Source organism: Massilia sp. LXY-6, from assembly GCF_051233485.1.
Lineage (GTDB): Bacteria > Pseudomonadota > Gammaproteobacteria > Burkholderiales > Burkholderiaceae_D > Telluria.
The window spans coordinates 24,134-39,289 of record NZ_JBKFGF010000015.1; the positions used below are offsets into that span (position 1 = coordinate 24,134).

Annotated in this window: 11 protein-coding genes, 4 tRNA genes and 1 pseudogene; 13 read left to right on the forward strand and 3 right to left on the reverse strand. The window is 64.7% G+C overall.

All coding sequences use genetic code 11. From position 1 onward, the window contains the following. Entirely contained in the window at positions 1–678 is a 678-nt protein-coding gene (locus ACI48D_RS07755) for a Smr/MutS family protein (protein WP_435570649.1), read from the reverse strand. A gap of 71 nt (positions 679–749) precedes the next feature. Then, on the reverse strand, positions 750–1,703 hold the full coding sequence (trxB, locus tag ACI48D_RS07760; RefSeq protein WP_435570650.1) for a thioredoxin-disulfide reductase: 954 nt from the start codon (positions 1,701–1,703) through the stop codon (positions 750–752). Between the two features lie 187 nt (positions 1,704–1,890). Here trxB and ACI48D_RS07765 point away from each other — a divergent pair, with 187 nt between their 5' ends. From ACI48D_RS07765 to ACI48D_RS07810, 10 genes are all read left to right on the forward strand, one after another. After that, the gene (locus ACI48D_RS07765; protein WP_435570651.1) at positions 1,891–4,530 is read left to right on the forward strand and encodes a DNA translocase FtsK; all 2,640 of its coding nucleotides are present in this window, start codon (positions 1,891–1,893) and stop codon (positions 4,528–4,530) included. A 117-nt stretch (positions 4,531–4,647) separates the two neighbouring features. Then, complete coding sequence (gene lolA / locus ACI48D_RS07770) at positions 4,648–5,283, forward strand: outer membrane lipoprotein chaperone LolA (RefSeq protein WP_435570714.1); 636 nt, start codon at positions 4,648–4,650, stop codon at positions 5,281–5,283. Continuing rightward, positions 5,280–5,915 carry an energy transducer TonB gene (locus tag ACI48D_RS07775; protein WP_435570652.1) on the forward strand — a complete coding sequence of 212 codons (636 nt, stop codon included), beginning with the start codon at positions 5,280–5,282 and terminating at the stop codon, positions 5,913–5,915. Before lolA ends, ACI48D_RS07775 begins: the two co-directional genes overlap by 4 nt. Before the next feature lie 79 nt (positions 5,916–5,994). Then, the gene (locus ACI48D_RS07780) at positions 5,995–7,320 is read left to right on the forward strand and encodes a replication-associated recombination protein A (RefSeq protein ID WP_435570653.1); all 1,326 of its coding nucleotides are present in this window, start codon (positions 5,995–5,997) and stop codon (positions 7,318–7,320) included. A 153-nt stretch (positions 7,321–7,473) separates the two neighbouring features. Further along, entirely contained in the window at positions 7,474–7,674 is a 201-nt protein-coding gene (locus ACI48D_RS07785; RefSeq protein ID WP_435570654.1) for a hypothetical protein, read from the forward strand. A 108-nt stretch (positions 7,675–7,782) separates the two neighbouring features. Further along, positions 7,783–9,081 carry a serine--tRNA ligase gene (gene serS / locus ACI48D_RS07790; protein ID WP_435570655.1) on the forward strand — a complete coding sequence of 433 codons (1,299 nt, stop codon included), beginning with the start codon at positions 7,783–7,785 and terminating at the stop codon, positions 9,079–9,081. A gap of 75 nt (positions 9,082–9,156) precedes the next feature. After that, positions 9,157–9,246 (forward strand) — tRNA-Ser (locus ACI48D_RS07795). A gap of 189 nt (positions 9,247–9,435) precedes the next feature. Further along, a tRNA-Ser gene (locus ACI48D_RS07800) sits at positions 9,436–9,525 on the forward strand. A gap of 189 nt (positions 9,526–9,714) precedes the next feature. After that, positions 9,715–9,804 (forward strand) — tRNA-Ser (locus ACI48D_RS07805). A 189-nt stretch (positions 9,805–9,993) separates the two neighbouring features. After that, positions 9,994–10,083 (forward strand) — tRNA-Ser (locus ACI48D_RS07810). 182 nt (positions 10,084–10,265) lie between these two features. On the opposite strand, the gene ACI48D_RS07815 is transcribed toward ACI48D_RS07810, so the two are convergent. Beyond that, the gene (locus tag ACI48D_RS07815) at positions 10,266–11,117 is read right to left on the reverse strand and encodes a LysR substrate-binding domain-containing protein (RefSeq protein WP_435570656.1); all 852 of its coding nucleotides are present in this window, start codon (positions 11,115–11,117) and stop codon (positions 10,266–10,268) included. 122 nt (positions 11,118–11,239) lie between these two features. Here ACI48D_RS07815 and gcvH point away from each other — a divergent pair, with 122 nt between their 5' ends. The 3 genes and pseudogenes from gcvH to ACI48D_RS07830 form a co-directional block, all read left to right on the forward strand. Further along, a complete protein-coding gene (gene gcvH, locus ACI48D_RS07820) occupies positions 11,240–11,611 on the forward strand; it encodes a glycine cleavage system protein GcvH (protein ID WP_435570657.1) in 372 nt (123 codons plus the stop codon). A 53-nt stretch (positions 11,612–11,664) separates the two neighbouring features. After that, a complete protein-coding gene (gene gcvP / locus ACI48D_RS07825; protein ID WP_435570715.1) occupies positions 11,665–14,541 on the forward strand; it encodes an aminomethyl-transferring glycine dehydrogenase in 2,877 nt (958 codons plus the stop codon). An 11-nt stretch (positions 14,542–14,552) separates the two neighbouring features. Further along, a pseudogene (locus tag ACI48D_RS07830) lies at positions 14,553–14,741 on the forward strand (ACT domain-containing protein); the annotation flags it as partial. Positions 14,742–15,156 lie beyond the last annotated feature (415 nt).

Here is a 15,156-nt window from a genome sequence, read left to right on the forward strand (position 1 = left end):
CTATTCGCCGTCGAGGGCAGGGCGCAGCAGCACGATCAGCGCGCCCTTGCCGCCGTCCGTGCGGCCGGCCACGCAGAAGGCGACGGTGTCGGCGGTCTGCACCAGCCAGCTGTGCACCATGCCGCGCAAGACCGGTTCGCCGCCCGCCGAGCCGTAGCCGACGCCGTGGATGATGCGCACGCAGCGCACCCCGCGCTTGGCCGAGCGGCGCAGGAAGGCATCCACCATGCGCCGCGCCAGGTCGCGCGTGTAGCCGTGCAGGTCCAGTTCGTCCTCGACCTGCCAGTGGCGCTTGCGCAGCTTCTTGACGACATCGGGGCCGACGCCGGGCGCCGACCAGCTCAGGGTCGGGTCTTCGTCGAGCAGGCCGTCAACGTCGAATTGGTCGGACAGCATCGATTCGCGCAGCACCGCCTCGACCTCGTCCTCGGGAATGCGGGGGCGTTGGCCGGTCGACGAGGCGCGCAGCTCGGCTTCCTGGGCCGGGCGCCAGACGTAGCGGTCCGACTCCGGCATCGGCTTGACGTCCTTGACGGCGGAGCGGAACTCGACCGCGTTCTCACGTTCGATGCGTTCGCGCCGTTCGCGGACCGCCTTTTCGATGGCGCGCTGGCGCTCGTCTTCCTTCAGCTTCTCGCGGAAGGATTTTAGGTCAGAGAAGTCTTTCAAGCCCGGCACGTCTTTCACTCCTTTGTCGTTCCCGGCATTGCCGGAAACGACCCCCCGCGCAGGCGGGGGCCCAAGTTTCTTTACTCTAAAGCTTCCAGGTAGCGCTGGGCATCCAGCGCCGCCATGCAGCCCGTGCCCGACGAGGTGATCGCCTGGCGGTAGACGTGGTCCTGCACGTCGCCGGCCGCGAACACGCCTTCGACGCTGGTGGCCGTGGCCATGCCTTCGGTGCCGCTGCGGGTCTTGATGTAGCCGTTGTGCATGTCGAGCTGACCGTCGAAGATGCCGGTGTTCGGCTTGTGGCCGATCGCCACGAACAGACCGTGCACCGTGAGCTCCCTGGTGGCGTCGCCGCTGGTGGACTTCAGGCGCAGGCCGGTGACGCCGCTGGCGTCGCCCAGCACTTCGTCGAGGGTTTGGTTCAGTTCCAGCACGATCTTGCCTTCCTCAACCTTGTGCATCAGACGGTCGACCAGGATCGGCTCGGCGCGGAACTTGTCGCGGCGGTGGATCAGGGTCACCTTGCTGGCGATGTTGGACAGGTACAACGCTTCCTCGACCGCGGTATTGCCGCCGCCGATCACCGCCACTTCCTGGTTGCGGTAGAAGAAACCGTCGCAGGTGGCGCAGGCCGACACGCCCTTGCCCATGAATTCCTGCTCGCTCGGCAGGCCCAGGTACTGGGCCGAGGCGCCGGTCGCGATGATCAGGGCGTCGCAGGTGAACTCGTGCGAATCGCCGACCAGGCGGATCGGCTTCTCGTTCAAGAAGGTCGTGTGGATATGGTCGAACACGATCTCCGTATTGAAACGCTCGGCGTGCTGCAGTAGGCGCTGCATCAGTTCGGGACCCTGGACACCCAGCGGATCGCCCGGCCAGTTCTCGACGTCGGTCGTGGTCATCAGCTGGCCACCCTGCTCGACGCCGGTCACCAGCATCGGGCTCAGGTTGGCGCGCGCGGCGTAGACGGCGGCGCTGTAGCCGGCTGGGCCGGAACCGAGAATCAGGACTTTGGCGTGTTTACGAGTCGTCATTGCAGGAATTCGTCTTATTGGTGGGGAAAGGAAACTGGGGCTGAAAAGCCAGTTTATCAAGGGGATCTGTGGCTGCCATTATAGTCGATGATGCACGCGAGCATGAATCATGGGCCGTGCCGGCAATATATCGCTTAGAATGGTCGATCTTTGGGGAAACTACCCCGCCGCATCAGTTTCAATCAGCATGAGCAAGAATAGTCAATCGACAACTTCGACCTATACCCGCAAGCCTGCGCCGCCGCGGCAGCCGATGCCGAACCGGCTGGTGCGCTTGCTGTCGGAAGCGCGCTGGCTCGTTACCGCCGTCGCCCTGCTGTACTTCGTGCTCATCCTGATTAGCTATAACAAGGCCGATCCGGGCTGGTCGCACGAAAACGCCGTGGCCCACGTCGCCAACCTGGGCGGCCGCGCCGGCGCCTGGCTGGCCGACCTGCTGCTGTTCATCTTCGGCTTTTCCGCCTGGTGGCTGTGCGTCTGCTTCGCGCGCGCCGTGTGGAAGGGCTACCGGCGCCTGCACAACCGCTTCGTGATCCAGGGCGCCGAGCCCGAGCCGGAACACCAGGGCGAGGCGGTGATCCGCTGGGTCGGCTTCGCCCTGATGTTCGCCGGCAGCGTCGGCCTCGAATACCTGCGCATGTGGTCGCTGAAGGTGGAACTGCCGCGCAAGCCCGGCGGCGTGCTGGGCCAGCTGATCGGCCATGGCGCCGACAGCGCCTTCGGCTTCACCGGCGCGACCCTGTTGCTGCTGTTGCTGTTCGGCCTGGGCTTTTCCTGGTACTTCCAGGTGTCGTGGCTGGCGGTGGCGGAGCGCCTCGGCGGATCGCTGGAGGCGAGCTTCGAGTGGTTCCGCCTGCGCTACGAAGACCGCGAAGACCGCCGCCACGGCGAAGTCGCGGCCAGCCGCCGCGACGAGGTGGTGGTGAACGAGCGCGCCAAGTACGTCGAGAAGCATGCCGCGCCGGCAAAGGCCGAGCCGCAGGCGGAAGAGGGCGCGAATGGCGACGATGCGGCGCAGGCGCCGGGCGTCCTGGCCAAGCTCATGTCGAAGGTCGCCAAGGGCGCCAAGGCCGGGAAGGCGGAGCCGTCGGCGGACGCCAAGCCGGCGCCGCGTGCCGAACCGATGCTGGATGCGCAGTCCGAAGACTTCGTGGACGAGGACGGCGTGGTGACGCCGCGGACTTCCGCGCCGGCGCCGGTCCCGCTGGCCAAGCCCGCGCCGGCATCCGCCTCCGCGCCGGCGGCGCCGATCAAGATCGAGCCGCAGGTGGTCAGCGTGCCGCGCTCCGAGCGCGCCGAGAAGGAAAGGCAGAACGTCCTGTTCCAGGGCATGCCGGGCGATTCGCCGCTGCCGCCGCTGAGCCTGCTGGACGAAGCCCCGCCGGCGCAGGAGACGGTCGCCATCGAGACCCTGGAATTCACCAGCCGCCTGATCGAGAAGAAGCTGTCGGACTTCGGCGTCGACGCCAAGGTCGTGGCCGCCTATCCGGGTCCGGTCGTGACCCGCTACGAGATCGAGCCGGCCACCGGCGTGAAGGGCAGCCAGATCGTCAACCTGGCGCGCGACCTGGCGCGTTCGCTGTCGCTGACCTCGATCCGGGTGGTCGAGACCATCCCCGGCAAGAACTACATGGCGCTGGAGCTGCCGAACCCGAAACGCCAGATCGTGCGCCTGACCGAGATCGTCGGTTCGAAAGTGTATGGCGACAGCCCGTCGAGCCTGACCGTCGCGCTGGGCAAGGACATCGCCGGCAAGCCGGTGATCGCCGACCTGGCCAAGATGCCGCACTTGCTGGTGGCGGGTACCACCGGTTCCGGCAAGTCGGTCGGCATCAACGCGACCATCCTGTCGCTGTTATATAAATCCGACCCGGACGACGTGCGGCTGATCCTGATCGACCCGAAGATGCTGGAGATGTCGGTGTACGAAGGCATCCCGCACCTGCTGGCGCCGGTCGTGACCGACATGCGCCAGGCCGGCCACGCGCTGAACTGGGCGGTGAACGAGATGGAGCGCCGCTATAAATTGATGTCGAAGCTGGGCGTGCGTAACCTGGCCGGCTACAACGCCAAGATCCTCGAAGCGGCACGGAGGGAGGAGCACATCCCGAACCCGTTCTCGATCGTGCCGGACAATCCCGAGCCGCTGGAAAAGCTGCCGACCATCGTCATCATCATCGACGAATTGGCCGACCTGATGATGGTGGTCGGCAAGAAGGTCGAGGAACTGATCGCCCGTATCGCGCAGAAGGCGCGCGCCGCCGGCATCCACCTGATTCTGGCGACCCAGCGGCCGTCGGTGGACGTGATCACGGGCCTGATCAAGGCCAACATCCCGACCCGCATCGCGTTCCAGGTGTCGTCCAAGATCGACTCGCGCACGATTCTCGACCAGATGGGCGCCGAGACCCTGCTGGGCATGGGCGACATGCTGTACATGCCGCCGGGGACCGGCCTGCCGGTGCGCGTGCACGGTGCCTTCGTCTCGGACGACGAAGTGCATCGAGTTGTAAAACATCTGCAATCGACGGGCGAACCGAATTACATTGAGGGCATCCTCGAAGGCGGCGTGCTCGAAGAGGGCGGCGGCGCCGACGGCGCGGCCACGGGCGAGGGCGGCGGCGAAGCCGATGCCCTGTACGACCAGGCGGTGCAGGTCGTGCTGAAGAACCGCAAGGCATCGATCTCGCTGGTGCAGCGCCACCTGCGCATCGGCTACAACCGTGCGGCCCGCCTGATCGAGCAGATGGAGCAGAGCGGCCTGGTGTCGCCGATGCAGTCGAACGGCAACCGCGACATCCTGGTGCCGGCGACCAGCGCCGAATAAGGTTGCGCCGTGTTTGCGTAGGGTGGGCACCTCGTGCCCACGCGGGCGCATGCGTCGTGCCAACGTAACGCGTGGGCACGGAGTGCCTACCCTACAAGGAACATATCGATGAAGAATATGAAGCTCAAATTTACCCTGGCCACCCTGCTGGCGGCCGGCTCGCTGGCCCTCACCGGGGCGGCACATGCCAGCGCCCTCGAACAGTTCAAATCCTTCGTCTCCGGCACCAAGGCCGCGCGCGGCGACTTCACCCAGACCCAGGTCCGCAGCAAGGCGAGCACCGGCAAGGCGCCGCCGCCGGCGTCCGGCACCTTCGTGTTCGCCCGCCCCGGCAAGTTCATCTGGACCTACCGGACGCCCTACGAGCAGGTGCTGCAGGCCGACGGCGAGACCCTCTACATCTACGACAAGGACCTGAACCAGGTCACCACCCGCAAGCTCGGCAACGCCCTGGGCAGCTCGCCGGCCGCGATCCTGTTCGGCAGCAACGACCTGGAAAAGAACTTTACCCTGGCCGAGGCAGGCACCCGCGACGGCCTGGAGTGGCTGTCCGCGACGCCGAAGGGCAAGGACACGACCTTCGAACAGATCGGCATCGGCCTGAAGGACGGGGTGCCGCAGGCGATGGAACTGAAGGATTCCTTCGGCCAGACTTCGGTGCTGAAGTTCACGAATTTCCAGCGCAACCCGCCGCTGGGCGCCCAGCAGTTCAAGTTCGAGGTCCCGAAAGGGGCGGACGTGGTGAACCAGTGAGGGGCGCCGGAGCGCTGATCCTGGCCCTTGTTACGGCCTCGCAGAGTGCTCCGCTAGCCGCACAGACCGCGCCAACGCCGACGCCCGCAGGCAAGCCCTGCGCCGCGCCGGACTACCCGCGCGAGGCGGTCCGTTACGAACTCCAGGGCATCACCACGCTGCGCTTCCATCTGGCGCCCGACGGCCATGTGGCCGACGTCCAGGTCGCCAGGTCGAGCGGCTGGGCGCTGCTCGACGAGGCCGCGATCCGCACCATCCGGTCCTGTGGCTTCACGCCGGAACAGGCGGCGCGGGCCAAGGGCGCGGCGCTGCCGGTACAGTACGTCTGGAGCCTCGACGGCGAGCCCAGTATCCGTCCGCATCTGGTGCCGGGCAGTTGTCCGGCCGCCGGCCGCTTCGCCTCCTTCAAGCCCTACGACAAGGCCCCGAGCGGCGCGGACGGGGTCAAGGTGCGCCTGCTGGTCGACCCTGCCGGCAAGCCGCACGGCGTCAAGCCCGAGGGCGCCATCCTGCCACCCGAGCTGGCCGGCGCGCTCGTCAAGTACGTGGAAAGCTGCCGCTTCGGTTTCGATCCGGATATCAAGGGTCAGCGGACCGATACCGTCTACGGCAGGGTCGTCTTTGCCCGCTGAGTCCGCTTAGTAGATCTTCTGGCAGCTCTGCGCGCAGGCCGATGTACTTGCGTGGCGCCCATTCGGCTACACTGGCGGGATGGATAACCATGACCTCTTCAAGACCGAACCCTCGCCGCCGCTGGCCGAAGCGCTGCGGCCGAAAACCATCGCCGAGGTGATCGGCCAGAGCCACCTGCTGGGGCCGGGCAAGCCGCTGAACCTGGTGTTCCAGTCGGGCCGCCCGCACTCGATGATCCTGTGGGGGCCGCCGGGCGTCGGCAAGACCACGCTGGCGCGCCTGACCGCGAACGCCTTCGACTGCGAATTCATCGCGCTGTCGGCCGTGCTGTCCGGCGTGAAGGACATCCGCGCCTCCATCGAACAGGCCGAGCACTACCTGGCCGGGGGCAAGCACACCATCCTCTTCATCGACGAGATCCACCGCTTCAACAAGTCCCAGCAGGACGCCCTGCTGCCGTTCGTGGAATCGGGCCTGGTGACGCTGATCGGCGCCACCACCGAGAACCCGTCCTTCGAAGTCAACTCGGCGCTGCTGTCGCGCTCGCAGGTGTACGTGCTGAAGGCCTTGAGCGACGACGAGATGCGCCAGCTGCTGAAGCGCGCCCAGGAGCGCGTGCTGGGCCACCTGCAGTTCGACGACGTGGCCGTCGAGACCCTGGTCGGTTACGCGGACGGCGACGCGCGCCGCTTCCTGAACCTGCTCGAGCAGACCAAGACCTCGGCCGACACCTCGGGCATCACGCACATCACCCGCGAATTCGTCGAGAACGCGCTGACCCTGAACGCGCGCCGCTTCGACAAGGGCGGCGACAATTTCTATGACCAGATATCGGCCTTGCATAAATCGGTGCGCGGCTCGCATCCGGACGCCGCCCTGTACTGGCTGTGCCGCATGCTGGACGGCGGCGCCGACCCGAAATACCTGTCGCGCCGCATCGTGCGCATGGCCTGGGAAGACATCGGCATCGCCGACCCGCGCGCGATCCAGCTCGCCAACGACGCCGCCGAGACCTTCGAGCGGCTCGGCTCGCCCGAGGGCGAACTGGCGCTGGGCCAGGCCGTGATCTACCTGGCGATCGCGGCCAAGAGCAACGCCGGCTACAACGCCTTCAACGCCGCCATGGCCTTCGTGAAAAAGGATAAATCGCGCGAGGTGCCGGTCCACCTGCGCAACGCGCCTACCAAGCTGATGAAGGAACTGGGCTACGGCCACGCCTACCGCTACGCCCACGACGAGCCGCACGCCTACGCGGCCGGCGAAACCTACCTGCCGGACGGGATGCCCGAGCCGGGCTGGTACCAGCCAGTGCCGCGCGGGATCGAGGCCAAGATCGCCGAGAAGCTGAGCTGGCTGCGCAGCCTGGACGACGAGGCGCGCGACGGCGGCAAGCCTGGCGACTGAGGCCGGCTCGCTTCGGAAAAGATCGGCTTTTTCGCGCTTCATGCCGCATTTCGTGCGCTTCGTCGCACCCCGGTGGAGCCGGTGGAAGGGAATGGCTACAGTAGCACCATACCGAAGCGATTCTTCACCTCACCGGACTCAAAGGGCATCATCATGAAACTGCGTAAAAACCTCGAAGCCGTTTTCCTCGTCGCCGCCGTCGTGAGCAACTTCGCCAGCTATGCCGTGGCGTCGGCCCAGGCCCCGCAAGCGGTCCGCAGCGCCGCGGCCGCCGCCGTGATCGACCAGAAGATGCCGGTGGTCGTGGTCAAGGCCCACCGCCTGAGCGCGGCCGAGAAAGCCGCACTGAACTGAAGCTGCCGGCGGTCGAGGAATCGATCGACGAAACTCGCGGACCAGTGGCTGTCGGCTTGGTACAATTGCGCATTCGATAAAACCCATCGCAAACGCAACGACCCCGACATGATTGACATCCAACTTCTCCGCAAAGACATCGACACCGTCGCAGCGCGCCTCGCGACCCGCAAGTTCCAGCTCGACGTCGCCGGCTTCAATGCCATCGAAGCCGAGCGCAAGGCGATCCAGACGCGCACCGAAGAACTGCAGGGCAAGCGCAACAGCCTGTCCAAGCAGATCGGCATGCTGAAGGGCAAAGGCGAAGACACCAGCGCCGTGATGGCGGAAGTGGCCGGCATCGGCGACGAGCTGAAGGCCAACGAAGTGGCCCTGGCCCAGGTGCAGGAAAAGATGGCGCACTTCATGCAGAACATCCCGAACCTGCCGCACGAATCGGTGCCGGCCGGCCAGGACGAGTCGGGCAACGTCGAAGTGCGCAAGGTCGGCACGCCGCGCCAGTTCGATTTCGAAGTGAAAGACCACGTCGACGTCGGCACCCCGCTGGGCCTGGACTTTGACACCGCCACCAAGCTGACCGGGTCGCGCTTTTCGGTCATGAAGGGCGGCATCGCCAGATTGCACCGCGCGCTGGCCCAGTACATGCTGGACACCCACACCGGCCAGCACGGCTACACCGAGTGCTACACTCCGTACATGGTCAACGCGGACTCGCTGTACGGCACCGGCCAGCTGCCGAAGTTCGGCGAAGACCTGTTCGCCGTGAAGAAGGGCGGGGTCGAAGGCGAGGGCGAGAACTTTTACCTGATCCCGACCTCGGAAGTCACGCTGACCAACATGGTGCGCGACGAGATCGTGGCGCTGGACCAGCTGCCGATCAAGATCACCGCCCACACCCCGTGCTTCCGCTCGGAAGCCGGCAGCTACGGCCGCGACACCCGCGGCATGATCCGCCAGCACCAGTTCGACAAGGTCGAGCTGGTGCAGATCGCGCACCCGGAAAAGTCGTACGAGGCGCTGGACGAGATGGTCGGCCAGGCTGAAACCATCCTGAAGAACCTGGGCCTGCCGTACCGCGTGATGTCGCTGTGCACCGGCGACATGGGCTTCGGCGCCGCCAAGACCTTCGACCTGGAAGTCTGGCTGCCGGCGCAGAACACCTATCGCGAGATCTCCTCGCTGTCGAACATGGAAGCCTTCCAGGCGCGCCGCATGCAGGCCCGTTTCCGCAACGCCCAGAACAAGCCGGAACTGCTGCACACCCTGAACGGCTCCGGCCTGGCGGTCGGCCGCACCCTGGTGGCGGTGCTGGAGAACTACCAGCAGGCGGACGGCAGCGTGGTCATCCCGGAAGTGCTGCGTCCGTATATGGGCGGCCTGGAGCGCCTGAGCCCGGCAGCCGCCTGATGCCGAAATAGCTCTTCCGTTTTCGCCTGAGGCTGCTATAATGTGGCCTCTCGCGAATACAGCGACCGGTTACCAGGAGAGGTGGCAGAGTGGTCGAATGTACCTGACTCGAAATCAGGCGTACGGGTGACCGTACCGTGGGTTCGAATCCCACCCTCTCCGCCAGGATGTAAAAACAAAAGGCTCCCTTCGGGGAGCCTTTTGTTTTTGGCGGAGAGGAGGGCAGCGCCTGCGCGCTTCCCGTGTCGGATTCGAAGGACTGGGCTTGCAAGCCCAGCCCTGCAAAACAAGCTTGCGATATACCCAAGCACCCCCTATAATGCGTGCTCTCGCGAATACAGCGACCGGTTACCAGGAGAGGTGGCAGAGTGGTCGAATGTACCTGACTCGAAATCAGGCGTACGGGTGACCGTACCGTGGGTTCGAATCCCACCCTCTCCGCCAGGATGTAAAAACAAAAGGCTCCCTTCGGGGAGCCTTTTGTTTTTGGCGGAGAGGAGGGCAGCGCCTGCGCGCTTCCCGTGTCGGATTCGAAGGACTGGGCTTGCAAGCCCAGCCCTGCAAAACAAGCTTGCGATATACCCAAGCACCCCCTATAATGCGTGCTCTCGCGAATACAGCGACCGGTTACCAGGAGAGGTGGCAGAGTGGTCGAATGTACCTGACTCGAAATCAGGCGTACGGGTGACCGTACCGTGGGTTCGAATCCCACCCTCTCCGCCAGGATGTAAAAACAAAAGGCTCCCTTCGGGGAGCCTTTTGTTTTTGGCGGAGAGGAGGGCAGCGCCTGCGCGCTTCCCGTGTCGGATTCGAAGGACTGGGCTTGCAAGCCCAGCCCTGCAAAACAAGCTTGCGATATACCCAAGCACCCCCTATAATGCGTGCTCTCGCGAATACAGCGACCGGTTACCAGGAGAGGTGGCAGAGTGGTCGAATGTACCTGACTCGAAATCAGGCGTACGGGTGACCGTACCGTGGGTTCGAATCCCACCCTCTCCGCCAGCTTCAAGAAAAAGGCTCCCGATCGGGAGCCTTTTTCATTTCTACCAAGCCGCGCGCTACCTGCTTACACCAGCTCTCGGCCGGGGCGTTGCCCCAGCACTTGCGTATCGCCCCATGGCGGCTGGTGGATCGATCGCCGAGCGGGGCCGGAGTGAATCTTCAGGCCGGGCTTGCCGCCGCCGCTATGCCAGGCTCTTGGCGATATAGTCCGCCAGATGCTGCACGGCCTCGGTGTTCTGTTCAAGCGCGGTGTGCAGCCGCACGTCCAGATGTCCCATCTCCGGAAATCCCTCGCGCTCGCCCAAAATTCTGACGCCCTGCGGGACGGTGCTGGCGGTCAGCACCGTCACGCCGAGGCCGGCGCACACCGCTGCTGTGATGCCGCTGTAATTCGAACTGGTGTAGGTGATTCGCGAAGGCAATTCAAGGCGGTTCAGCGTTTGCAGCATGCGACGTCGATAGATGCAGGGCTGGGGAGCGACGACCAGCGGTAGCGGGCGCTGCTCGTGGTGCGCATGGTCGGGGCTGGTGACCCAGATCATCGGCTCGCTCGCTATCTTGCTGCCGCTCGTATCGTCAGGGTCGTCGTGCAAGGCAATGACCAGGTCGAACTCGCCTTTATCCATGCGTCCCAGCAGATTCTTGCTCAGGTCGCATGTAACTTCGAGCGTCACGCTCGGATGCGTCCGAGCGAACTGGCCAAGGATAACCGGCAGCAAAGAGTCAGCGTACTCGTGCGGAGCGCCAAGCTGGATGCACCCTGCAACCACGGGCCGGCGGAGGCAACTGATCGCTTCGTCGTTCAGTGCCAATATCCTTTTTGCATATCCGAACAGTGTGCTGCCTTGGTCGGTCAGACGCACGCTATAGCTGCCGCGCACGAAAAGCTGCCCGTCCAGCAAGTCCTCCAGGCGTCTGATCTGCAGGCTGACGGCGGCTTGGGTTCTACCGACGACTTCGCCGGCGCGGGTGAAGCTTTTCGTGCTCACGACGGTCACGAAGGTGCGCAGAAGCTCGGTTGGGATATTGGTCATGTATTAAGAAAAGTTATAACGACATTAAAACTATTAAACAATTAAATGTCAACTGATGCCTATTATGGTCACCGTTATCCGGCATTTCTACCGGATCAAATAAGGACCGATAAGGAGACAATATGAGCACACTCAAGTACACCGAAGACCATGAATGGCTGCGCCTTGACGATGAAGATGTGGTGACGGTCGGGATCACCAACTACGCTCAGGACGCCCTGGGCGACATCGTTTTTGTCCAGTTGCCGGAAATCGGCGCCCGCATCGCTGAAGGCGGCGAAGCCGCTGTCATTGAATCGGTCAAGGCTGCCGGCGAACTGAGAATGCCGCTGGCAGGCACCGTGCTGGAAGTCAACCAGGCGCTGGCCGACGCCCCTGCATTGGCGAACACGGACCCGATGGGTGAAGCCTGGTTCGTGCGCATCCGCCTGGACGATCCTGCTGCATTGTCCGGCCTGCTCGATCAGGACGCCTACGACAAGCTGGTCGCCTGAGCGATCGCCAGCGCGATACCGCCCACACCACGAAGGTATAAGCCACCATGAAGATGAACGACACCCACATTCCCGTTCCGCTTGCCCGGCTCGAGCAGCGCGACGCTTTCGTCGGCCGCCATGTCGGCCCCGATGCCGATGCAACGGGCGCGATGCTGCACGCGCTCGGGCTGGCATCCCTCGACCGGCTGGTCGAGAAAGTCATTCCTGGCGCCATTCTGTCGCCTGCGCCATTGGCCCTGCCAGCGGGGCGTACTGAGCCGGAAGCGCTGGCGCGCCTGCGTGAAATCGCCGGCGCGAACCGGGTGTTCAAGTCCTTCATTGGCATGGGCTATTACGACTGCCATACACCGACGGTGATTTTGCGCAACGTGCTGGAAAACCCGGCTTGGTACACCGCATACACGCCATATCAGCCCGAAATTTCGCAGGGCCGCCTGGAAGCGCTGCTGAATTTCCAGACCATGGTGTCGGACCTGACCGGCATGGAAATCGCCAATGCCTCGTTGCTCGATGAGGCGACGGCCGCCGGCGAGGCGATGACCTTTTGCCAGCGCTTGGCGAAGAACAGCGCCAAGGCCTTCTTTGTGTCGCGTGACTGCCATCCGCAGACGATCGAAGTGGTGCGCACCCGTGCCGAACCGCTGGGGATCGAGGTCGTCGTCGGCGATCACGCCACCGACCTTGCCGCGCTCGACTATTTTGGCGTGCTGCTGCAGTATCCGGGCAGCGGTGGCGAGATCCATGACTATGCCGGCGTCGTTGCCGCGGCACACGAGAAAAAGGCGCTGGTCGTGGTGGCGGCCGACCTGCTGAGCCTGACCTTGCTGACGCCGCCAGGCGAGTTCGGCGCGGACGTGGCGATCGGCACTACCCAGCGTTTCGGCGTGCCTTTCGGTTACGGCGGCCCGCACGCAGCCTACTTTGCCACCCGCGATGCGCACAAGCGCGTGATGCCGGGCCGCGTGGTGGGACAGTCGATCGACAGCCACGGCAACAAGGCCTACCGGTTGGCAATGCAGACCCGCGAACAGCACATCCGCCGCGAAAAAGCCACCAGCAACATCTGCACTGCACAGGTACTGCTCGGTATCATGGCCAGCATGTACGCTTGCTATCACGGGCCGCACGGCCTGACGACGATCGCAGGGCGCGTGCATCGCCTGACCGCGACCCTGGCCGAAGGCCTTCGCGCACTCGGCGTGACGGTGCTGACGCAGCACTTCTTCGACACCCTGACCGTCGCCGTGGACGACGCCGGCGCCATCCATTCCGCTGCGCGCCGGCGCGAAATCAACTTGCGTGAAGTGGATGCGCATACCGTCGGCATCTCCTGCGATGAAACCACGACCCGCGGCGACGTGGAAACCCTGTGGACGATTTTCGCTGCAGGTGCCGCAGTGCCGGACTTCGATGCGATCGAGCAAAAATTCCCGCAGGCGCTGCCAGCGGCGCTGCAGCGCACTTCTGCATTCCTCACGCATCCGGTGTTCAACAAGCATCACTCCGAAACACAGATGCTGCGCTACCTGCGCGGCCTCGCCGACAAGGATCTGGCGCTCGACCGGACCATGATTCCCCTCGGCTCCTGCACCATGAAGCTGAACGCCACCACGGAAATGATTCCGATCACCTGGCGCGAGTTCGGCGGCATGCATCCGTTTGCGCCGGCCGATCAGGCCCAGGGCTACCGGCAACTGACCAATGAACTGGAGCAGATGCTGTGCGCCTGCACCGGCTACGACGCGGTATCGCTGCAGCCGAATGCCGGTTCCCAGGGCGAGTACGCCGGACTGCTGGCGATCCGCGCCTATCATGCCAGCCGTGGTGAAGCGCACCGCGACGTCTGCCTGATCCCGAGTTCGGCCCACGGCACCAATCCCGCGACCTCGCAGATGGCCGGTATGCGGGTGGTCGTGGTGGCCTGCGACGACAAGGGCAACGTCGATGTCGCCGACCTGCAGGCCAAGGCCGAACAGCATGGCGACAAGCTGGCGGCGCTGATGATTACCTATCCTTCGACGCATGGCGTGTTCGAGACGGCGATCCGCGAGATCAGTGACATCATCCATCGCCACGGTGGCCAGGTCTATATCGACGGCGCGAACATGAACGCGATGGTCGGGCTGTGCCAGCCGGGACAGTTCGGCGGCGATGTGTCGCATTTGAACCTGCACAAGACGTTCTGCATCCCGCACGGCGGCGGGGGCCCGGGCATCGGCCCGATCGGCGTGAGGTCCCACCTCGCCCCGTTCCTGCCGGGACATCGGGTCGCGGGCCTGGAGGGTATCGGCGCGGTGGCGGCCGCGCCGTGGGGCAGCGCCAGCATCCTGCCGATCACCTGGACCTACATCACGCTGATGGGCCGCGACGGACTGCGTCATGGCAGCATCATGGCGATCCTCAACGCCAACTACATCGCCCAGCGCCTTGCACCGTACTACCCCGTGCTGTACCGGGGCGAGAACGGCATGGTCGCGCACGAATGCATCCTCGACCTGCGTCCGCTCAAGGACAGCACCGGCGTCACCGTGGATGACGTCGCCAAGCGACTGATCGACTACGGCTTCCATGCCCCGACGATGTCCTTCCCGGTGGCCGGCACGCTGATGATCGAGCCGACGGAAAGCGAGTCGAAGGAAGAGATCGACCGCTTCTGCGATGCGATGATCGCGATCCGCGCCGAGATAGAAAAAGTCGGCAACGGCCAGTTCGACCCGCAGGACAATCCCCTGGCCAACGCACCGCACACGGCGGCAGCGCTCGCCGGCGAATGGCCGCATCCCTACAGTCGCGAACAGGCTGTGTTCCCGCTGGCAAGTCTGCGTGAGGGCAAATACTGGCCGCCGGTCGGCCGCGTCGACAACGTGTATGGCGACCGGAACCTGGTCTGCACGTGCCCGCCCATGTCCGATTACGAGCAGAACTGAGGAGTGCAGCGATGAATGTCTCCCTTGTCATCAGCGTACTCGGGCCTGACCGTCCGGGTTTGGTCAGCGCGTTGGCGGCCCGCGCCAGAGCCTGCGGTGCGAACTGGATCGAAAGCAGCATGGCGCAACTCGCAGGCAGCTTCGCCGGCATCGTGCGCCTGGAAATCGACGCCGCCCGCGCGCAAGCGCTGGAAACGGCGCTGCATGAACTGGAAACCGGCGGAATGCGCTTGACCATCGCACGCGGCATCGCGCCGGCCGGCGGCGAGGCCCGCCGTGGAACGCGCATCGAGTTAGTCGGCAACGACCGGCCCGGCATCGTGAGTGAGATCTCGGCGGTACTGGCGCGGCTCGGGGCCGGGATCGACAGGATGGAAACCGGCTGCGAGAACGCATCGTTCAGCGGCGAAGCCATGTTCCGGGCGCGGATCGACCTGCACATTCCGGCCGCTTTGCCGCTCGCCGGTCTGCAGGCCGAGATCGAAGCGTTGGCAAGCGAACTGATGGTGGATATCAAACTGGAAGAAAGGGCGCCTGCGCCTGTCCCGCATGGCATGCCGGCCAGCACGCGCCAATCGGTGTCCGGGTCACCATCTAACTTTTTTGAAGGAAATG